This is a genomic window from Staphylococcus intermedius NCTC 11048 (assembly GCF_002902385.1).
Classification (GTDB): Bacteria; Bacillota; Bacilli; order Staphylococcales; family Staphylococcaceae; genus Staphylococcus; species Staphylococcus intermedius.
The window spans coordinates 86,940-106,779 of sequence record NZ_PPQH01000024.1; the positions used below are offsets into that span (position 1 = coordinate 86,940).

A 19,840-nucleotide genomic window follows, 5' to 3' on the forward strand; every position below is an offset into this window, starting at 1 on the left:
ATTCGTATCTCCTGTTTCGTAGTTCATTATTAGTATATCAAAAAATTTTTGTTATAATAAGGACTGTATAAACTTTTAGAAGGAACGGGATAACAATGATAGTAAAAACAGACGAAGAATTACAGGCATTAAAAGAAATAGGCGCGATTTGTGCTGAGGTTCGTGATACAATGCGTGAAGCGACAAAGCCAGGCGTGACGACAAAAGAACTCGATCAAATCGCTAAAGATATGTTTGAACAAGCGGGTGCGATTTCAGCCCCAATTCACGACGAAAACTTCCCTGGACAGACATGTATTAGTGTGAATGAAGAAGTTGCTCATGGGATTCCAAGTCAACGTGTCATTCGTGAAGGTGACTTGGTGAATATTGATGTTTCAGCGTTGAAAAATGGTTATTACGCCGATACAGGCATTTCTTTCGTTGTAGGTGAAACGAGTGAGCCGATGAAGCAAAAAGTATGTGATGTTGCAGAAGAAGCTTTTGAAGCTGCAATGAAAAAGATTAAACCAGGCTCTAAAATCAGTCAAATCGGCAAAGCAGTTCATGCTGTGGCGCGTAAAAATGATTTGACGGTCATTAAAAACTTAACAGGTCATGGTGTAGGTCAATCTTTACATGAAGCACCTGCACACATTTTAAATTATTTCGATCCACATGAAAAAATGTTGTTAAAAGAAGGGATGGTCCTTGCTGTTGAGCCGTTCGTTTCTTCTAATGCGACATATGTGACTGAAGGCAAAAATGAGTGGGCTTTTGAAACGAAAGACAAAAGTTATGTCGCTCAAATCGAACATACTGTCATTGTGACAAAAGACGGTCCTATATTGACAACTAAAATTGACCGTGATGAATAGTTTCGGACTTAAGTCCTAATGGGAAATGGTTCTGTAGCCTATTATCAAGGTTATAGAACCATTTTATAATAGGAGTAACGTTAGAGGTGATTCAAATATGTTACAACTATTAAAAAACTATTTCGAAAAATTTTTTCATGATGTATACCAACAACTGTTTCATCAATATTTAAATCGATTAGATATTAAAATTCAAAACATTGACTCTGCATTGTCTTATCTCGAACGCAAAAAGTGTCAAATGCAGATGATGATTGACAGAAGAACGATTGAATTGGAAAATAAATATATCGACTTAATGCATGAATATCATCTCTCAAGTGCGAAAGTGATTGAGGGCGGAGATATTCATTCAATTAAAAATGATCTGAATCAAATTGAAAAAGAGTATGCGCAATTAGAAAATTACTTCCTCAAGTTGAGAGAGGATAAAGGTTTTATGAAGAGGGAATGTGATTTTGTTCAATCTTTAATGTATGCATACTAGAAAGGTGGAAATATGACTCAAAAATATATTTCGACCGAGTTACTCATTATTTTTACTGCGCTAATGATTATCGCGAACCTCTACTATATCTTTTTTGAGAAAATCGGGTTCCTTTTCGTTTTATTATTAGGCAGTATTTTAATGTATGTCGGTTATATTTACTTTCATAAAGTGCGTGGATTACTATTTTTCTGGATTGGCGCATTAATGATTTTATTTACATTATTATCAAATAAATACACACTCGTCATACTGTTTTTGTTTATGATTATTGTTGCGGTACGTTACGTGATTTACAAAAGACGACCACTTGAAATCATATCTTCAGAAGACACTGCACAAACGCCTTCATTTATTAAACAAAAATGGTTTGGTGAACAAAAAACACCCGTCTATGTGTATAAATGGGAAGATTTGCAAATACAACATGGGATTGGTGACGTTGTTGTGGACATGACGAAAGCAGCAAATTTAAAAATGCAAAATCATGTCGTCATCCGTCATATTGTCGGAAAAGTACAAGTCGTGGTACCACTCAATTATAATGTCAATTTGAATGTGGCTGCATTTTACGGCAATGTCACTTTAGATCAACAACATTTTAAAATTGAAAATAATAATGTTTTGATGCAATCGCAACATAAACCTGAAAACTATACCGTCAACATCTTCGTCTCAACATTTATAGGTGATGTTGAGGTGGTTTATCGATGAATCACTACGTTCGAGCGATAGGTTCAATGTTAGTTCTTGTATATAGTATGCTCACGGCGTTTTTCTTTATTGATAAAGTGTTTACAAATATTATTTTCTTTCAAGGCATGTTTTATACTCAAATTTTAGGGATTCCAGTGTTTATCTTTTTAAATTTAGTCGTCATTTTTTTATGTATTATTGTAGGTAGTGTGTTAGCTTATAAAATCAACCAGCAAAATGATTGGCTTAAACAGCAAATCGTCCGTGCTTTTGAAGGCGAAACGGTGGGTATCAATGACCAACAGCTCGAGTTATACAACGAAACGATTGAATTATACCAAGCACTCGTCCCACTGAATCAAGAACTACATAAAATGCGGATTAAAACGCAAAATTTAACGAATGAAACGTATAATTTAAATGATTTAAAAGTCAAAAAGATTATTGAAGATGAACGACAACGCTTGGCACGTGAATTACATGATAGTGTGTCACAGCAACTTTTTGCGGCGAGTATGATGTTGTCTGCAATTAAAGAGACAGATTTAGCACCGCCGTTAGATCAACAAATTCCGACGTTAGAAAAAATGGTTCAAGATTCACAACTTGAAATGCGTGCATTGCTACTCCATTTAAGACCAATCGGATTGAAAGATAAATCGTTAGGTGAGGGCATTAAGTCGCTTGTGACGGATTTACAGCGCAAAGTACCCATTAAAGTCGTTCAAGAAATTGATGAGTTTGAAGTCCCTAAAGGCATTGAAGACCACCTCTTTAGAATTACACAAGAAGCCATTTCCAACACATTACGACATGCTGAGGGCACACAGGTGACGGTAGAATTGCTGAACCGCAATGACTATTTATTGTTAAGAATACAAGATGACGGCATTGGATTTAATGTCGATGATAAGTTAGAACAAAGTTATGGATTAAAAAATATGCGTGAACGTGCAATAGAAATTGGTGCCACATTCCATATTGTTTCATTACCTGATGCAGGGACGAGAATTGAAGTGAAAGCACCACTTGAAAAGGAGGAACACCATGACAATTAAAGTATTATTTGTTGATGATCATGAAATGGTACGTATTGGGATTTCTAGTTATTTGTCGACACAACCTGATATCGAAGTTGTTGGAGAAGGGGCGTCGGGTAAAGAAGCCATTGCAAAGGCGCATGAACTAAAACCTGATTTAATTTTAATGGATTTAGTGATGACTGATATGGACGGTGTTGATGCAACGATGCAAATTAAGAAAGATTTGCCACACATTAAAGTCGTCATGCTGACAAGTTATATTGAGGATAAAGAAGTGTATCGCGCATTAGATGCCGGTGTAGATAGCTATATTTTGAAAACGACGAGTGCCAAAGATATTGCAGAAGCAGTGCGCAAAACAAGTCGTGGTGAGTCTGTGTTCGAAGCGGAAGTATTAGTGAAGATGCGCAATCGAATGAAGCAACGTGCCGAATTATATGAATTGTTGACTGAGCGCGAGATGGAAATTTTATTATTGATTTCAAAAGGGTATTCGAACCAAGAAATTGCGAGTGCGTCACATATTACGATTAAGACAGTGAAGACGCATGTAAGTAATATTTTAAGTAAGCTTGAGGTGCAAGATCGTACACAAGCAGTCATTTACGCTTTCCAACACGGCTTAATTGAATAACATAGCACAAAGGACTGGGACATTAAGTTTTCCCAGTCCTTATCCTTTTTATGGACATATATCGATTAATGGTGATAAAACAGGCAAAAATGAGGATGAATGGGACGTCATCATTGGATGTTATGGGGTTGTCTCCATTTTATAAGTTTTCCCAAGTTGACTGCATTTGATGTAAAATTGCCCAGTGGCTGAGACTCCCGAGGGATCAGACGCAGCCGAAAATCCAATTCGGCCTCCATCAAGTGTACACTTCAATCAAGCCGAATTTAGTTGAGGCAAGTCCCCTGGGAACGCGAAGCCATAAGGGCAATCAGAAGCCACAACTCATAGGAAGGGCAAGTTGAATAAAATACTGCATTCATAACATCAAAAATGATAATGTCCTAGCTCCTTTTAACACTATCTGATTTATTTTTGATATGCTTCAGCACGCGCATACCCGTTATGCACAAGATCTAATTCACCGGTATGAGGATCAATCACCAAACCGTGAACAGGTACTTTATTATCAAATAACGGGTGTTCATAAATCATGTCGATATTGTGCTTCACGTTATCATACACATCATCAAAACCTTTTAAAAAGTTTGAGACGTCAATGCCAGAGTAATTGAGAATATCAATGACTTGTTGATCAACACCGCGTTGTTGCATCGTTGTCATCACTTCATCTACATTAATATTCCCCATACCACAATCTTTATGGCCCATAATAATAATTTCTTCTGCACCTAATGCGTAAATACCTACGAGTAAACTTCTCATTGTTGAACCGAATGGATGGCTGATTGTTGCGCCTGCATTTTTTACAACTTTTAAATCTCCATTATTGAAACCGAGTGCTTTGGTAGATAAATCTTGTAATCGCGTATCCATACATGTAAGTAGGACAGCTTTTTTTGAAGGTGTTTTACTTGTTGAATAAGCTTCATACGCTTTATTCGCTACAAATTCTTCGTTATATTCTAAAATGTGTTCTAGTAATGTCATTAGACTTCCTCCCAAGATTGGTCTAGAGCTGATTAGTCTTTAGTTGTTTTAATATGATTTGAACGACCTGTATTCGTACGTTCCACTTCTTCAGGTTCTTTGTATTGTGGCGCACGGTCTGTTGACGTTTGATCTTTAGGCTCGTCATGTTTCGCTTCAGAATCTGTACTCTGTTCTTTTTCGTGATGACGTTGTTCGTGAGATTCTTGATGGTCGTCCACTTGTTTGCCTTCTTTTTCACCATAGTTATTATGTGCTTCGGCTAACGCTTCTTCATCTTGAGCCTCAAGTTCATCATATGTTTCTTCTTCAGGTGTTTTTCCTTTAATTACTTTACGCTGATGAACAATCGCGTTGATTTCAGCCCCAATGATCAAAATAAAGCCCGTAATATACAACCATAACATGAGGACGATAACCCCACCGATACTACCATAAGTTTTAGAGTAGTTGGCAAAGTTTGATACGTAAAAACCAAATGCCAGTGAACCTAAAATCCATACAATCGTTGAAAAGAGTGCACCTGGAATGACAGATTTAAAACGAATCTTCACATTTGGTGCGAGTGTATAAATAATTGTAAAAACAATCAGTACAGCTAATACAGGAAGCGCAGTACGTAAGAGACTAAACACCCAACGAATTTGTTCGTCAAGACCGAGTGGACCAAATAATAAGTTACCGATTTGCTCACCAAATGTAAATAAGACAAGGGTTAATGGTAATGTGATGCCAATTAACAAAGTAAAGAAAACAGCTAACAACTTCGATACGATAAAGTTACGACTATCCTCTACATCATAAGCAACGTTAAATGCATTCATCATCGCAGTCATCCCATTAGAAGCTGTCCACAATGCCAAAATTAACCCGACTGAGAGTAGACCACCACTGGAATTCCCCATGACATCATCAATAATACCGGTAATGATGGAAGAGGTTTCTGCGGGCGCATTGTTTGAAATTTGTGCTGTAATCGTATCCCGATCAATATTAAAGAGTGGTACGAGAGATAAAATGAAAATCAGCATTGGGAATAACGACAACATAAAGTAATATGCGAGTTGCGCTGCTAATCCTGACGCATCGTCTTTTCCGATTCGATAAATTAAATAATTGAAAAAGTTCGGACGATCGGTATATTTAGCCGGTTTATTGATTCTTGATACGAAAAATGTTTGATTTTCTTTCGGTGCTTCTTTGGATTGAAACGGTTGTGGTTTCACGAATTTATGTTTATCTTCTGTTTCACCTGTTGCATCTCCTTTTCGATCAGGAGAGGGTGCTTCTTCTTTTTCATTTGAGTCATTTTCATCGTTAGAAATGGTGCTTTTAACTTTATCGATGAAGCCTTCTGACTGCTGTTCGTTTTTAGACATAACTAAACTCCTTTTTTTAAAATTAAAAGAGGGCAATCTCCAAGGCATCATAAAATGTGCATTGAAATTGCCCCAGGGTATGACAGAGACATTTAGCATTGGAACAACATGAACCATCAATGCATTGAAAGGTTTGCGTATCAATGTAAGGCATATCAGCTGTTCGTACTTAAGGTGTGACTGTCATCCAACAATTGAACTCAAATCAAACGATTAAAGACCAATTTGTTTGTTGTTTTTACGTTCCATAAACGTATCTTTTGCATTGCGTAAAGAACGTTCTAATTCTGGATTGTTACGACGGATTTCGTCAAACGTATTTTTCCAGTATAATACTTCATCTTTCACTTGAGTGAACTTAGAAGGTTGGTTTGAACGTTGTCCTGTTTTAATGTTATTTACTGAAGTTTTTACAGAACGGCGTGTGTTTTTGTCGATTAACGCAATCGCACCACCCACTGTAGCTCCAATTAAAATTCCAGGTAATAATTTGTTTTGCATAATGATGTTACCCCTTTCGTGTGTCTTTTAGAATATGGTCTATTAAATGATCCGTAGATGATTGTATCATTTCATAAACACCTTCAAAATTATTTGTGTAATATGGGTCTGGAACATCTGTTTCATCCATATCACTGAAATCAAGCAATTTGTACAACTGACCTTTAAGATGAGGATTAATGGCTTGAATATTATCTACATTACTTTGATCCATTGCAATAATGTAATCAAAATCATCCGTTTCTGTAAATAATTCGCTAATCATCCCATCGAAAGGAATGTCATGTGCTTTTAAAATGTGTTGCGTACCTTGATGAGGGGGTTCGCCTAAGTTCCATCGACCTGTCCCTCTCGAGTATACTTCAATGTCGTCAATATTGCGATCCTTTAAACGTTGGCGCATGATTGCCTCAGCCATAGGAGAGCGACAAATATTGCCCAAACATACAAAAGCAACTGTTGTCATGTAGATAACCTCCATGTTCTAATCTATATGCCCATTTTAGCCTTTTTTAAAACAATTCGAAAGTGAAAGCGACAAAAATTTTTCAAATATTCATCACTTTGATAAAATATTGGAGACGAAAGGATGAGATACATGTCAAAAACTATTGAAGAAATGATTATAGAAATACGCGATCGTTTGAATTTAGTTAACCCGGGATTAATTGATCCAGAGAACTATAGTGAAAATGACCGTGAAGATATAGAAGATATTCATGCGTTTGTCACTTCGAAACGTGATTTTACCCCGCGAGAAATGACGGGTATCACTGAAGCATTAGGTGACATTCGCAAGTAATTCCAATGAGGAGGTTTTTATATGACAACTGAGAAACGATTACAACAATACGCTAAATTACTCGTACGTGTGGGGATGAACGTTCAAGAAGGGCAACCTGTGTACATTCGAACGTCTGTAGAAACAGTTGATTTTACACGTTTGATTGTAAAAGAAGCTTATGCAGCAGGTGCCTCAGATGTAAGAGTGAAATACGAGGATCCTCAAATTAAGCGTTTGAAATATGAAAATGAGACGACAGCATTTTTTGAACAAGAAGTTAAAAGTTACGATATTGAAGAACGCATGGATTACGTGAACCGTGGTGCGTGTATGTTAGCACTGTTATCAGAAGACCCAGATTTGTTGAATGGCATTGAGTCTGACAAATTAAAGGCAGCACAGCATCAATATGCAAAAGCATTTAAACCTTATATGATTGCTGCACAAAAAAATAGTTTTCCGTGGCTAGTTGCAAGTTATCCATCTCAAGCATGGGCAAATCGTGTGTATCCTGAGTTGAGTAACGATGAAGCGATGGATCGATTTTTAGAAGACATTTTAAGTATTGTCCGTGTAGATGGCAATGATCCGATCGAAAACTGGGAACAACATGCACAAAATTTAAAAGCACGTGTAGCGATGTTAAATGACAAAGCTTATATAGCGCTTCATTTTGTTTCAGAAGGCACGGATTTACATATTGGCTTACCGAAAGGACATATTTGGGAAGAACCGATGAGCTATACGGAAAATGGTCAAGGTTTTATTGCTAACATTCCGACTGAAGAAGTGTTCACTGCCCCTGATTGCAACAATGTCAACGGCTATGTTACTAATAAGTTACCACTCAGTTATAACGGTACCATTATTGACGGTTTTAAATTGACGTTTAAAGATGGTGTGGTAGTAGACTTTGAAGCCGCACAAGGGGAAGCAGTTTTAGCAGATTTACTCGATACGGATGAAGGTGCGCGTCGTTTAGGCGAAGTTGCATTAGTGCCAGACGATTCACCCATTTCAAATAAAAATACCATTTTCTTTAATACATTGTTTGATGAAAATGCATCATGTCATATTGCGTTAGGTGCTGCTTATGCATTTAATTTACAAGGTGGAACGGAAATGACAGCTGAAGAACTGAAAGCACATGGTTTGAATGATTCTTTAACCCATGTGGACTTTATGATTGGAAGCAATGATCTGAATATTTTCGGTGTACGAGAAGATGGTACAGAAGAACAAGTATTTAAAGACGGGAATTGGGTCCATTAAAAAATAGGGGTGTTCACATGGCAAGCATAGATAAAAAAGCGATGCAAGATTCAAAAGTTTATAAATCGAGACAAGTATTTCCACAAGATACGAATCATTTGGGGACATTGTTTGGTGGTACGATGATGGCGAATATCGATGAAATTGCAGCGATTTGTGCAATGAAACATGCCAATCATACCGTCGTGACGGCTTCAACAGACTCAGTCGACTTCTTAAAACCGATTCGTAACGGTGATATTTTAACGTATATTGCAATGGTGTCATATTCAGGAAGTTCATCAATGGAAGTATGTGTTCAAATTTTAATTGAGGACATTCCAAACAATAAGCAAGAGTTAGCAGCACTCAGCTTTTTAACTTTTGTTGCGTTAGATGATGATGGAAAACCAACAAAAGTACCTGCAGTATATCCGGAAACGGAAGCAGAAAAATGGTTCCATGAAACAGCTGAAGCACGTGTTGAACGCCGTAAAGAAAGTAAACAAACATTACAATTTATTTCAGAATTAGAATTTAAACAATAAGTAATAGTTTGAATTGAAACCAAATCTTTTGATTGTCATAATTGATTTTACATTTCCATATTTTTAATCATCAAAAGGCTGGGAAACGCTCACACACGTTTCCCAGCCTTCATGTCTATTTATTGATTGAAAATTGAATGCATGTGCGCTTCCTGTTTTTTAAAATCAACATTCGGATAATACATATTTTTAACGAGAATATTCGGTCCTAAACATTCAAACTTCGGACAGTGACAATTGATCGATTGTGCTAACGGACTATCCAACCATCTTTGGAAGACATCCGTCAATTGATCATGTCGAATATTAGAAATCGTACCTGTTTCATCACCAAAATCTGTCACAATCACATTACCTGTAAACACATTTACATTTAAACGACTGCGGCCATCAGGGTCATTCCGCATCGTCACATTTGGTGCCTGTTTTAACTTTTGACGCAACTTCGCATCTGCTTCATCTTGCAAACAAGGAAAAATAGGGAGTGTTCCAAACAACATCCACGTATTTGGATCGCGCACATCTAATAAATGTGAAATCGCTTCTTTCATCGTTTTCAAATCGAGTACTTCTAATTGACTTGCAAAATCAGCAGGGTACATCGGATGAATTTCATGGCGTTGACATTTCATATCGTTGACAACTTCACGGTGTATCGATGCAAGATGTGGGTGTGTGCTTTTATTCAACATAGTTTCCGCTGAGACGAACATGCCTTGTTCACTTAAAGTACGTGCATTGGAAATCATTTGTTCATACAACTTCAATTTTGCTTTTAATGGCGGTTGTTTGTCCATCGCACCAAAACCAACTTCTGTAAATGTATCAATCGTTCCCCAGTTGTGAGAAATATGAAGTACATCGATATATTCTGCAATATCCAAATAACGCTCTAATGGTAAGGTTAAGTTAGAATTTAATTGAACGTAAATACCACGTTGATAGGCATATTGCAGGAGTGGCTTTACAACTTCTCGAATTGATTTTTTCGAAAACATCGGTTCGCCACCTGTAATAGAAATGGTACGCAACGTTGGAATTTCATCTAAACGTTGTAAAATTAATGACATCGGTAATGTATCGGGGTCTTTCGTTTGTAATGTATAGCCCACAGCACAATGACTACAACGCATATTACATAAATTCGTTGTCGTGAATTCAACGTTGCTTAGCGTCAATTGACCGTATTGTTCTATATCTGTATAAGGCTCCCACGGGTCATTAAATATTGAAATAGGCTCCTTTTGGGTCGTTAACATCTTTAAAAACTCCTCATCTTAAAATACATGAAGATTTGATATTTACCATTGAGGAATATCAATTTCATGTTAATATAACTATGACAACTGCAATTATAAAGGAGAATCGTTAAGTATGAAAGAGCCACAAACTATGAATCAAGTGAAAGAGAGACTTTCTCAATTTTTAGAAGAGATTGAAAGTGCGGATCCGAATGAGGTCAATGTAGCGGATATTGACGAATGGATTCAGTTATTGGACCAACTTGAAGCGAAAGTGAGTCAATTACGCAAATAAACTTGGGTCAATATGTTTTGATGATTTTCTTTGGGGTAAACAAGAACGAGATATTTAAATGAAAGGTGATGCAAATTATGGCAAAAGTAGCTGTATTATTAGCAGACGAATTTGAAGATATTGAATTCACTAGCCCTAAAGAAGCACTTGAAGAAGCGGGCCATGAAACGGTAGTCATTGGTACAACGGCCAATGCAGAAGTTGTAGGTAAACACGGTACTAAAGTGACTGTGGACGTATCGATTGCTGATGCAAAACCAGAAGATTACGATGGCTTATTATTACCAGGTGGCTTCTCACCAGACTTATTACGTGGTGATGCAGAACAAAGATTTGGTACTTTCGCGAAGTATTTCCTTAAAGAGGATTTACCATCATTCGCAATTTGCCACGGCCCACAAATTTTAATCGACACAGATGAGTTAAAAGGTCGTACTTTAACTGCAGTGTTGAATGTACGTAAAGATTTATCGAACGCAGGTGCACATGTTGTTGACGAATCTGTTGTTGTGGATAAGAATATAGTGACAAGTCGTACACCTGATGATTTAGATGACTTTAATAGAGAGATTGTGAATCAATTTAAATAAGTAGTGATAGATTGAGCGAGCGCTAGCATTGTCTAGTGTTCGCTTTTTTAATATATGTTATTTTGAATACATTTTGTAACATTTAGAGTGGGCTGGATTACCAGATTGCTTGAACCGTGCTACGCTTTCCAAGGCGCTGAATCCTCAACTAAATTCAGCTTTATTGAGTGAATAATTCAAGGAAGCTGAATTGGATTTTCAGATTCAGCTGATGCCTTAGGAGTCTTGCGCGGTTCTTGCAATCTTGAGTGACACCTGAAATGCGAGAAAGGGGCAATACGAAAACAAAATATTTTAATTGCTCACTCCTTTCTTACTTATTTTAATAGATGTTGATTGCACTATATATTGTCGAGTGTTTTTTAGTGCTTTTGTCTCAAACTATGTGGTGTGTATAATCCCTCAAGAGTCTCGGGAAGTTCTTGCAATCATGGTTGACGTCGTAAAAATGTGTAGTAAGACTTAAGTCATGTGTGTAACTTTCACAATCCATATCTTCTTATCTTTATCTGGTAGTGACTTGATCCGTTCCTATTTTTCTAGTTGCTTATATTTTGCTGATATTACCATTTTAGGTTAGGTCGTCCGAACATGAAATTTTTAGACTTTACGTATCTTCAGTATTTCTAAAATCTACATTGAATGGAACAGTGAAAATGTAATTTAAAACTCCAATAAAAAAACAGCACAGGTGATTTCACCCATGCTGTGGAAAACTTCAATTATAAGAAACGTCTTACTGCAGTTGTTAATGATGGCATTTCATTGAAGATAAACTTGCGATCTTCTGTTAAGCTACGGTATGCCCATTTTGCATAATTAATAGCTTGTTCAGGTACGATTTTACCTGGAAGTGGTGCAGCGTTTTTATCAACATAAACATTCACGATTGTTGGTTTATGTTGTTGTACTGCTGTTTGTACGATTGAATCAATATCTTTTGGATCTTTCAATGTGTAACCGACACCGCCACAAGCTTCGGCAAATTTCGCAAAGTCAATATCGCTAAAGTCAATTCCGTACTCTAATTCACCGGCTTCTTGTTGTTCATATTTAATAAATGAAAGTTCGCTGTTATTAAGTACGAACAACACCATTGGTAAATTGTATTGCACAGCTGTTGAGAAGTCTTGCATGACCATTTCAAATGCACCATCACCTGTAATACCAATGACTTGACGTCCAGGAAAGGCGATACGTGATGCGATGGCTGTTGGAAGGGCACAACCCATCGTACCTAACCAGCTTGAAATGATGAAGTGGTTGTTCACACCTAAGTTAAGGTAACGTGTTGACCATACAGTTGATGTACCAACATCTGCTGCAATGACAGTATCATCAGTCATGACTTTATTTATCGCATCCATCAAACGTTCAGGTCGAATTGGTGAAGCATCATTATTTTTATCTTCAGTCATCCAGCCTTTCCAAGTGTCTAGATGATCTAACATTTCATTTAAGAATGGTCGCTTATCGACAGGTTGAATTGCATCAGTTAAAGCACGCAATGCTAGCTGACTGTCTCCAACGATAGGCGCATCCACATCGAAACGGTGACCGATTGCATCAGGATTTTCATCAATTTGAATCGCTGGAATGTTTTTCTTCGGTAAATAATCGACATACGGATAGTTTGTACCTGCTAAAATCAATAAGTCTGCATTTTGTATCGCTTGGTAAGATGGTTTTGAGCCAATTTTACCGAGGTTACCAAGATTATAAGGGTGATCATCACCGACAATAGTTTTTGAAGGTAACGTTACGATTGTTGGGATTTTACCTTTTTCAATAAATTGACGCACTTCCGCTTTCGCATGTTCTGTTCCTTTACCGACTAAAATAACAGGTTTTTTGCTTTCATTGAACAACTGTGCCGCTCTTTGAATTTCGTGGTTCAAAGGTTGACGACGTTCAGGTACATACGGTTCAACTTCTGTTGGGAAATTGTCCTCAACTTTTGTATTTAAAATGTTGTTTGGTAAAGTTAATACTGCAACGCCTTTTTCGCGATATGCTGTACGAATCGCTTCGTCAACAATTTCGAAAACACGTGATGCATCACTGTCTTTCAATTGATAGTTATAAACTGCAACATCTTCAAACATTTTTGGTAAGTCAACTTCTTGGAATGCTTTTGTTCCAAGCTTATGACTGTCTGCTTGTCCTGATAACACAAGTTGTGGCACATTATCCATTTTTGCATCATACATCCCGTTTAACAAATGGATAGCACCTGGTCCACCGATTGCAAGTGAGACTGCAATTTTACCAGTTAATTTTGTATAAGCAGCAGCTGCAAGACTCGCGACTTCTTCGTGACGAACATGAATAAAGTCGATTTCGTCCTCTACTGCTTTTAATCCATCTACTACTGCATCGATAGAGTCACCTGGAATACCATAAACGTGATCAATATCCCATGCTTTTAAAGCTTTCACTAAAGCCATATTTGCTTTTACTTTTCCCATAAATTATGAATGCTCCTTCTGTTTGTATTCTCTAATGTATTTACATACCCATTTTTTCACGTTCAGTAACATACTTCAATGTTCGTGCTCAAGCTCGTTCTACAGACTGATTTTTGCCGAAACATATAGCATATTTTTAAAGGACTTGGTAAACTCACATTAATAAGTGATTTGAAAATGAGAAAGTAGGTCAACATGTATGAAAAGAAGAGACCGAATAGCCCAGCAGTCCAAGCATTCACCAAACAATGAGCCGTATCATAATACGTATTATCAACCCGTCGGACAACCACCTAAGAAGCAAAAGCCACGTCGTATTTTTCGTACGTTATTGTTGCTGCTTGTTTTAGCGGGGGCATTATTTATTGGCGCGATGTATTTCATGGCCCAACGCGCGGATATAGATGACTTAAAAAGTATTGAACAAAAAAGTAGTTATGTCAGTGCTGCTCAAATGCCAGACTATACAAAAGGGGCTTTTATTGCTGTCGAAGATCGTCGCTTCTATAAACATTCTGGTGTAGATTATCGAGGGAGCTTACGTGCCATTTTTGCATCAGTGCGTGACAGTGATCGTCTGCAAGGTGGAAGTACCATTACGCAACAACTTGCCAAAAACTATTATTATGACAACCAACAGACCGTGACACGTAAATTGAAAGAAATGTTTGTCGCAAAACGTATTGAACGCCATTACGATAAAGATGAAATTTTAAGTTACTACATGAATAATATTTATTACGGCGATAATCATTATACGATTGAATCAGCTGCCAATTATTATTTTGGCGTCACAACGAATGAACAAAATTATACATTACCACATATTACAGTGTTACAAAGTGCAATTTTAGCGAGTAAAGTCAATGCGCCTTCTGTGTACAATGTAAATGACATGTCTCCTTCATTTATTAATCGTACGAAAATGACCTTAGAAAAAATGAAACAACAAGAATATATTAATGAACAACAATATACTGAAGCGTTGCAACAGCTTGGTGCTTAATGCATGATTATGGCATAATAAGGACATGAAGTGTAGAGAGAATACGAGATTAATTATGACTTCTATGACTACACAAACTTTAATGCTGTTAACGACGCTATTATCAGAGTGGGGTAGAGCATTGGAATCTAATTATATTTTTAGATTTGAGCTCTTCCCTTTTTTGTTATTTAAAGGGGTGAAACGATGTCAAAAATCACAAAAATTGAAGTGCAAAAAAATCACCATGAGCGTTTTAACATTTATATCGATAACGAATTTGCGCTAGGCATTTCAATGGATACGCTAGTGGCATTTAATATCAAAAAAGGCGATGAAGTGGACACTGCAGAACTTAAGGCTTTGGCCCAACGTGAGCATCAACAGCAAGCGAACAATCACGCCATTCAATATTTGTCATATCGCAAAAGAACGCGTAAAGAAATTGCGACACAGCTCAAAAAAGAAGGTTATGAAGAAGACATCATCCATGAAACGATTGCCTATTGTGAGCGACTCAAACTGATTGATCATCGTGACTATATGTTGAGTTTAAAAAATACGATGCTTCGTACAACAGATAAAGGTCCTGAAGTATTTCGTCAAAAGTTACACCAGGCAGGGATTGAAGCGGATTTGATCGATGAAGGCGTTCGATTATATGAAGACGAACAATCTTTCGAGCGCATCATGCAAATTGCTCAAAAAATAATGGACCAGAAAAAGGGACCTGTTTCAAAGGTGAAAGTGAAAGTACAGCAATCATTACAACAAAAGGGATTCAACTTAGATACAATATTTAAAGTGATGAATGCATTAGATTTTACACAAGATCCAGAAACAGTGGATAATTTATTGCAACGTGATTTAGAGAAAGTCTATAATAAATATCAGAAGAAATATGAAGGAAAGACTTTATATAACAAAACGATTGAAGCGTTGTTAAGAAAAGGGTATTCGTATGATGATATCCAACGAAAACTGACAGAAAGTGGTATTGATCATGATTGAAAAACGTTTAAGCGAGATGGATAGACAAGAAATTTTACATGTCATCCAGACAAGCAAAGAAAAAATGCGAAAAGCTGAAATGAACGGCATCATGAATGAATATGATGTATATGCGAATAAAGTCGTCATTGCAGAAAGTTATTTAGTCGATACGAACGAAATTGAAATGGGTAAAATTTATCGTCTTAAAGATGGAACTGGAAATTATTTTAAAGTAGAACGTCTCAAAGGTGTATTCGCATGGGGCTACCGTATTAATGGTGCGGAAGCTGAAGAAGGTTTACCAATTTCATTATTACACATATAGAAGGGATTTTAGCGCATGGGTAGTTCAATTGTCTTGAAGATGATTAATGTCACACATTATTATCGCAATCAAAAAAAGCAAAATGTGCTTAAACCTTTTAGTTATCAACCTGAAGATATTGAGTTGAATAACATTTCTCTACATATTTATGAAGGAGAAGCGTTAGGGATAATCGGTGAAGCTGAATCATCTAAATCATTAATCGGTGAAATATTGGCTGGAACTGTTGAACCAGATAAAGGAAGAATCGCACGTTCAGCATCAATGTTTTATGCGAATATGAATCAAAAATCAGTTGAAAATATTCAAGTCATTGATTATGTGAAAGATGTCATTCAACTGTATCCTTACGATGCGCCAGACCATAAAGCCATACAAGTGATTAAATATGCGCATTTAGAAGATGTGCAAGAACAACCGGTGAAAGATTTAACTGATGCACAGTATGCACAGTTGTTGTTCAGTTTAGCGCGCGCATCAGAAGCGAAAATTGTGATTTTAAGTCATATATTGAGTTATTTAGATGAAGGATTTTTTGAAAAAGCAAAACTAATGGTAGAGGATTATGTCGATCGAGAATGGACTTGGGTGACGATAGATAATGATGTTGAAAAAGTAAAAGCGGTGAGTAACTATCTCGCTTGGATATCACATGGGCAACTACGTAAAGAAGGCTCAATCAAACAAGTCTTACCGTATTTCATATCACATCAACGTGATATGGCATCATTAACAACCGCAGAGGAACGCGAACATTTTGATGAAGATTGGAAGCGAAGTCGTTTACGCATGCCAGAGCTTACATATAATTTTAGACGTATTGAACGTTATCGACACGCGCAACCACCTGTCTTTTTGTCACGGATTTGGACATGGTTGGCTCTGTTTTTTATAGGCATGTGTATGGCGAGTGTGTTGATATTTACCAACTTAGGTAAAATTGCGAGCGCACCATTAGCAACGCAAGCAACCATTTCAAAATCGACATCTGATCCGTATGTTGATAAATTAGCTTATGGCATTGTGAATGAAAACAAATTGACAATATCAGCATTAGATCATAAAGGGAAAGATGTGCAACTACCACAAGATGCAGTTGCGCTGATTACAGGTGAGAACAAAACGACATACCGAATCGAAGTCGATGGAAAAAGCTATAAAGCAAACAAAGATAAATTTCTTTATTTGAATCCTGCCGCACTTTATAAAGAAGTCGATCGTAAACAGTTAGCACCTTATATGAAAGACAATTATATTAACTATGTCGATTATTTTAACAGTGCACTACACAAATCGCATCAAAAGGTGAACGAAACACTCGTACCCGAACATCAACAACGATTTGTAGAACCGATTGTGGAACAACCGATTGCTATGTTGTTTGATGATCGCAATCATTTAATCGGGTATACATTTCCAATTGTGAAGCAAGATAAATTTAAAGATGAATTTAATATTAAATCCGATATTTGGATGAGTAAAACAGATTCAGGTTATTTCATTGCGGATCTTAAACATTCCAAATGGATTTACATAGAATTGTAGGTGATGAGCGTGTTAGAAAACTTAATTCATTTTTTTCAAAATCGTACGAGATTGTTCAGACACAGCCAATATCGCCTTCAAAAACATCGCAAATGGACGGCACTTACTTTTTTAATCGCTTTCGGTTTAATGATTTTAAGCGCGATTGCTTTTCAATTTTTAGATATCGTGGAAGTGACACAAGCGACATTTGACTATCGCTTAACAGGCCTTATTGTTTTTGGTGTGATATGGATTACAATTTATATCCATTATCGCTTTTTTCCAAGAGATTATTATGTTACCCGTCACTTTAATACGAGTCCTTTTTTTCATATCGTCTTATCGAGTCTGATGCATACGGTGATATTAATTGTATTAATGAGTGTCATGGGGTGGCTAAAACCACTCAATACAGATACAACATGGATAGGCGTCTTCTTTTATAGTGTGATGTCATTCATTTTTATCGTTATTATGTCATTTTTACTTGGGTTAGTGTATGTGTTATACCCAAAACTGGATCGTGTTTTTACTTTGATTCTGATATTGACATTTTTACTCGTGCCAATCCTTTATATTCCACCGAATGGTAACGGTATTGTGACTCATATCATGATGCTCAACCCAATGTATTACTTAGTTAATGGCATGCAACAAGCTGTAATCGTTGGTCGTGAAGCGATGAATCACATCGGTTACCACATCTATTTCATTTGTTTCATTGGGTTAATGGTTGTCTTTTGCTTTGCATTGAAAGATTATGTTTCACAACTCAGACCTAACGAACACCATCAGTCTAAATTAAAAGAAGATGAATCAAATTAACAAAAGCTGTTATGTAACGACATACCAACGTTACATACAGCTTTTTTGATTAGCACTATTCTTTTGAATGAGAGTGTCAATATTAAAGATATCTCGAGTGAGTGGAATCATGATGGTATAGGTACACATGAACTGATATAAATGAATTTTTACAAGAGACTCAATAGTTAAGTCGTATGTATCGATTAGAAAACTATCAAAACTGTGGCTCGTGACTTAATAAAGAGGACAACGAGCAACAATAAATACAGGGTGTCCTATTTAACATAAAGTCACGATATTGAAAACACAATGAGAGAAAGTAAGAACGATGCTTCACTCCGAAAACAAAAAGCCTTTATAGGTGCAAAGCTGAGCATGACTCCTGAGAAAAAATTTTTCATTCATAAGAAAAGTAGAATGAATACAAGTGATTGTTTAAATTAAAGAAATAAGTATGGTTACCTATTTAAGAGAAGGTAAGAACGATTCTTCAACTATATAAAAAAGCCTTTTAAAATTGCGAATCAGGCGAGACTCCTTAGGGATGAATCAAAGTTTTAAATATGATTTCTAATATTTAACAGTGACTACTGTTTATCGCAGTAGCTGTCTGACTTCTCAATGCGTGTGCTTTTGAGAAGTCTAGTCAGCCTTGCGGGGGCAGTACGACGAAATCTTTGTTGCACAAGAGATTTCTGTACAGCTCCCAAAATCTACTAACGCTACAACCAATGTAATAGCAAAATCAAAGCGTTAGTAAGTTGTAGTTTCAGCGCCTAGGAACGCGAGCCTAAGATGGCAATTAAAAGGCTATAAAAAATATGGCAAAGAATGGTTCTTACAATCGGAGAACTGTATCCATACATTGTGCAAATATTAATGCTCACAAACTTTGTATTAATGTGCAAGTAATTTTTTCATCAACTTCTCCTCACTAAATACCCATCCTGTATACGAATGTTTCACTTTCATCTCATCATCAAGATGTAAAATAGCCACAAACTGATAATGCCCATCCTTCAAATAACGCAAATCAATAAAACGCAACTCAGTCGTATGCGAATCAATATGTCTCACATGCCAACGATAAATAGAAGAAAAGTTCAAAAAGGCCATCACATTTTCATCATATTGCGCATGCTTCATTATCGCATCACTTGGAAAAGGTTGACGCTCTACTTTGTCGCTAAACACAATATTACGTCCAAAACTACGACCAACGTAATCATGCTTTTCCGTTTGAATTGCAATACGCCATTGCATAAAACGAAGGGTCGGTGCTACAAAAACTTTAATAGGCGTGCCGAGATGTTCCACTTGATTTAAAGCTTGTTTTTTTAACCAACTGCGCATTTGAAATCTTAATATATAATACACAATGAGGATGATTAAAACTGGCATAAATACAATATAAGGATGTACACCTATGGCCCAAATAG

The 19,840-nt window shown here is 36.7% G+C and carries 21 protein-coding genes and 1 pseudogene; 15 read left to right on the top strand and 7 right to left on the bottom strand.

What is annotated here, in order from left to right; all coding sequences use genetic code 11:
- Positions 1–95 precede the first annotated feature (95 nt).
- The 5 genes from map to vraR all read left to right on the top strand — a co-directional run bounded on the left by map (position 96) and on the right by vraR (position 3,717).
- Complete coding sequence (gene map, locus CD138_RS06015; protein ID WP_019169360.1) at positions 96–857, top strand: type I methionyl aminopeptidase; 762 nt, start codon at positions 96–98, stop codon at positions 855–857.
- A gap of 97 nt (positions 858–954) precedes the next feature.
- The gene (locus tag CD138_RS06020; RefSeq protein ID WP_019169361.1) at positions 955–1,344 is read left to right on the top strand and encodes a hypothetical protein; all 390 of its coding nucleotides are present in this window, start codon (positions 955–957) and stop codon (positions 1,342–1,344) included.
- Between the two features lie 12 nt (positions 1,345–1,356).
- Entirely contained in the window at positions 1,357–2,058 is a 702-nt protein-coding gene (gene vraT, locus CD138_RS06025; RefSeq protein ID WP_019169362.1) for a cell wall-active antibiotics response protein VraT, read from the top strand.
- Positions 2,055–3,098 (top strand): sensor histidine kinase VraS, encoded by a 1,044-nt coding sequence (gene vraS / locus CD138_RS06030; RefSeq protein ID WP_019169363.1) that lies wholly within the window; start codon positions 2,055–2,057, stop codon positions 3,096–3,098. The genes vraT and vraS overlap by 4 nt, the downstream gene beginning before the upstream one ends.
- Positions 3,088–3,717, top strand: a complete 630-nt coding sequence (gene vraR, locus CD138_RS06035) for a response regulator transcription factor VraR (RefSeq protein WP_019169364.1) — start codon at positions 3,088–3,090, stop codon at positions 3,715–3,717. The genes vraS and vraR overlap by 11 nt, the downstream gene beginning before the upstream one ends.
- A gap of 408 nt (positions 3,718–4,125) precedes the next feature.
- On the opposite strand, the gene CD138_RS06040 is transcribed toward vraR, so the two are convergent.
- The 4 genes from CD138_RS06040 to CD138_RS06055 form a co-directional block, all read right to left on the bottom strand.
- Positions 4,126–4,707, bottom strand: coding sequence for a beta-class carbonic anhydrase (locus tag CD138_RS06040; protein ID WP_019169365.1), 582 nt, complete (start codon positions 4,705–4,707; stop codon positions 4,126–4,128).
- A gap of 32 nt (positions 4,708–4,739) precedes the next feature.
- Entirely contained in the window at positions 4,740–6,086 is a 1,347-nt protein-coding gene (locus CD138_RS06045; RefSeq protein ID WP_019169366.1) for a YihY/virulence factor BrkB family protein, read from the bottom strand.
- Between the two features lie 213 nt (positions 6,087–6,299).
- Complete coding sequence (locus CD138_RS06050; RefSeq protein WP_019169367.1) at positions 6,300–6,587, bottom strand: YtxH domain-containing protein; 288 nt, start codon at positions 6,585–6,587, stop codon at positions 6,300–6,302.
- Between the two features lie 7 nt (positions 6,588–6,594).
- Positions 6,595–7,053, bottom strand: coding sequence for a low molecular weight protein-tyrosine-phosphatase (locus CD138_RS06055; RefSeq protein WP_019169368.1), 459 nt, complete (start codon positions 7,051–7,053; stop codon positions 6,595–6,597).
- Between the two features lie 132 nt (positions 7,054–7,185).
- On the opposite strand from CD138_RS06055, the gene CD138_RS06060 reads away from it, so the two are divergent.
- Genes CD138_RS06060 through CD138_RS06070 form a run of 3 tightly spaced genes read left to right on the top strand, consistent with a single transcriptional unit; the run spans position 7,186 to position 9,170 of the window.
- On the top strand, positions 7,186–7,389 hold the full coding sequence (locus CD138_RS06060) for a DUF1128 family protein (RefSeq protein ID WP_019169369.1): 204 nt from the start codon (positions 7,186–7,188) through the stop codon (positions 7,387–7,389).
- Between the two features lie 21 nt (positions 7,390–7,410).
- Positions 7,411–8,643 (top strand): aminopeptidase, encoded by a 1,233-nt coding sequence (locus CD138_RS06065; RefSeq protein ID WP_019169370.1) that lies wholly within the window; start codon positions 7,411–7,413, stop codon positions 8,641–8,643.
- A 17-nt stretch (positions 8,644–8,660) separates the two neighbouring features.
- Positions 8,661–9,170 (top strand): acyl-CoA thioesterase, encoded by a 510-nt coding sequence (locus CD138_RS06070; RefSeq protein WP_019169371.1) that lies wholly within the window; start codon positions 8,661–8,663, stop codon positions 9,168–9,170.
- A 119-nt stretch (positions 9,171–9,289) separates the two neighbouring features.
- Here the strand turns inward: CD138_RS06070 and yfkAB are convergent, their stop codons facing one another.
- Positions 9,290–10,429, bottom strand: coding sequence for a radical SAM/CxCxxxxC motif protein YfkAB (yfkAB, locus tag CD138_RS06075; protein ID WP_019169372.1), 1,140 nt, complete (start codon positions 10,427–10,429; stop codon positions 9,290–9,292).
- Between the two features lie 115 nt (positions 10,430–10,544).
- Between yfkAB and CD138_RS14155 the strand changes: the two genes are divergently transcribed.
- Together CD138_RS14155 and CD138_RS06080 are read left to right on the top strand one after the other, a co-directional pair.
- Entirely contained in the window at positions 10,545–10,706 is a 162-nt protein-coding gene (locus CD138_RS14155) for an SE1561 family protein (RefSeq protein WP_019169373.1), read from the top strand.
- A 74-nt stretch (positions 10,707–10,780) separates the two neighbouring features.
- Entirely contained in the window at positions 10,781–11,296 is a 516-nt protein-coding gene (locus CD138_RS06080) for a type 1 glutamine amidotransferase domain-containing protein (protein ID WP_096560026.1), read from the top strand.
- Between the two features lie 722 nt (positions 11,297–12,018).
- Here CD138_RS06080 and CD138_RS06085 read toward each other — a convergent pair.
- Entirely contained in the window at positions 12,019–13,764 is a 1,746-nt protein-coding gene (locus CD138_RS06085) for a pyruvate oxidase (RefSeq protein WP_019169375.1), read from the bottom strand.
- A 199-nt stretch (positions 13,765–13,963) separates the two neighbouring features.
- Here CD138_RS06085 and sgtB point away from each other — a divergent pair, with 199 nt between their 5' ends.
- From sgtB to CD138_RS06110, 5 genes are all read left to right on the top strand, one after another.
- The gene (gene sgtB, locus CD138_RS06090; protein WP_019169376.1) at positions 13,964–14,770 is read left to right on the top strand and encodes a monofunctional peptidoglycan glycosyltransferase SgtB; all 807 of its coding nucleotides are present in this window, start codon (positions 13,964–13,966) and stop codon (positions 14,768–14,770) included.
- A 186-nt stretch (positions 14,771–14,956) separates the two neighbouring features.
- Positions 14,957–15,760 carry a recombination regulator RecX gene (gene recX / locus CD138_RS06095; RefSeq protein ID WP_019169377.1) on the top strand — a complete coding sequence of 268 codons (804 nt, stop codon included), beginning with the start codon at positions 14,957–14,959 and terminating at the stop codon, positions 15,758–15,760.
- The gene (locus CD138_RS06100; RefSeq protein ID WP_019169378.1) at positions 15,753–16,067 is read left to right on the top strand and encodes a YfhH family protein; all 315 of its coding nucleotides are present in this window, start codon (positions 15,753–15,755) and stop codon (positions 16,065–16,067) included. The genes recX and CD138_RS06100 overlap by 8 nt, the downstream gene beginning before the upstream one ends.
- A 15-nt stretch (positions 16,068–16,082) precedes the next feature.
- A complete protein-coding gene (locus CD138_RS06105; protein WP_019169379.1) occupies positions 16,083–17,612 on the top strand; it encodes an ATP-binding cassette domain-containing protein in 1,530 nt (509 codons plus the stop codon).
- Between the two features lie 3 nt (positions 17,613–17,615).
- Positions 17,616–18,419, top strand: coding sequence for a teichoic acid translocation permease (locus CD138_RS06110; RefSeq protein ID WP_241538846.1), 804 nt, complete (start codon positions 17,616–17,618; stop codon positions 18,417–18,419).
- An 879-nt stretch (positions 18,420–19,298) separates the two neighbouring features.
- Here CD138_RS06110 and CD138_RS06115 read toward each other — a convergent pair.
- Positions 19,299–19,840 (bottom strand): annotated as a pseudogene (locus CD138_RS06115) (metal-dependent hydrolase); the annotation flags it as partial.

What these genes read in the sequence shown, in the direction of transcription:
- CD138_RS06050 (WP_019169367.1), bottom strand. Translation starts at nt 6,587, where the DNA reads ATGCAAAACAAATTATTACCTGGAATTTTAATTGGAGCTACAGTGGGT.
- recX (WP_019169377.1), top strand. Translation starts at nt 14,957, where the DNA reads ATGTCAAAAATCACAAAAATTGAAGTGCAAAAAAATCACCATGAGCGT.
- vraR (WP_019169364.1), top strand. Translation starts at nt 3,088, where the DNA reads ATGACAATTAAAGTATTATTTGTTGATGATCATGAAATGGTACGTATT.
- CD138_RS06085 (WP_019169375.1), bottom strand. Translation starts at nt 13,764, where the DNA reads ATGGGAAAAGTAAAAGCAAATATGGCTTTAGTGAAAGCTTTAAAAGCA.
- CD138_RS06065 (WP_019169370.1), top strand. Translation starts at nt 7,411, where the DNA reads ATGACAACTGAGAAACGATTACAACAATACGCTAAATTACTCGTACGT.
- CD138_RS06055 (WP_019169368.1), bottom strand. Translation starts at nt 7,053, where the DNA reads ATGACAACAGTTGCTTTTGTATGTTTGGGCAATATTTGTCGCTCTCCT.
- CD138_RS06045 (WP_019169366.1), bottom strand. Translation starts at nt 6,086, where the DNA reads ATGTCTAAAAACGAACAGCAGTCAGAAGGCTTCATCGATAAAGTTAAA.
- CD138_RS06105 (WP_019169379.1), top strand. Translation starts at nt 16,083, where the DNA reads ATGGGTAGTTCAATTGTCTTGAAGATGATTAATGTCACACATTATTAT.
- CD138_RS06060 (WP_019169369.1), top strand. Translation starts at nt 7,186, where the DNA reads ATGTCAAAAACTATTGAAGAAATGATTATAGAAATACGCGATCGTTTG.
- CD138_RS06040 (WP_019169365.1), bottom strand. Translation starts at nt 4,707, where the DNA reads ATGACATTACTAGAACACATTTTAGAATATAACGAAGAATTTGTAGCG.
- CD138_RS06100 (WP_019169378.1), top strand. Translation starts at nt 15,753, where the DNA reads ATGATTGAAAAACGTTTAAGCGAGATGGATAGACAAGAAATTTTACAT.
- vraT (WP_019169362.1), top strand. Translation starts at nt 1,357, where the DNA reads ATGACTCAAAAATATATTTCGACCGAGTTACTCATTATTTTTACTGCG.
- sgtB (WP_019169376.1), top strand. Translation starts at nt 13,964, where the DNA reads ATGAAAAGAAGAGACCGAATAGCCCAGCAGTCCAAGCATTCACCAAAC.
- CD138_RS06110 (WP_241538846.1), top strand. Translation starts at nt 17,616, where the DNA reads ATGAGCGTGTTAGAAAACTTAATTCATTTTTTTCAAAATCGTACGAGA.
- yfkAB (WP_019169372.1), bottom strand. Translation starts at nt 10,429, where the DNA reads ATGTTAACGACCCAAAAGGAGCCTATTTCAATATTTAATGACCCGTGG.
- CD138_RS14155 (WP_019169373.1), top strand. Translation starts at nt 10,545, where the DNA reads ATGAAAGAGCCACAAACTATGAATCAAGTGAAAGAGAGACTTTCTCAA.
- vraS (WP_019169363.1), top strand. Translation starts at nt 2,055, where the DNA reads ATGAATCACTACGTTCGAGCGATAGGTTCAATGTTAGTTCTTGTATAT.
- map (WP_019169360.1), top strand. Translation starts at nt 96, where the DNA reads ATGATAGTAAAAACAGACGAAGAATTACAGGCATTAAAAGAAATAGGC.
- CD138_RS06070 (WP_019169371.1), top strand. Translation starts at nt 8,661, where the DNA reads ATGGCAAGCATAGATAAAAAAGCGATGCAAGATTCAAAAGTTTATAAA.
- CD138_RS06020 (WP_019169361.1), top strand. Translation starts at nt 955, where the DNA reads ATGTTACAACTATTAAAAAACTATTTCGAAAAATTTTTTCATGATGTA.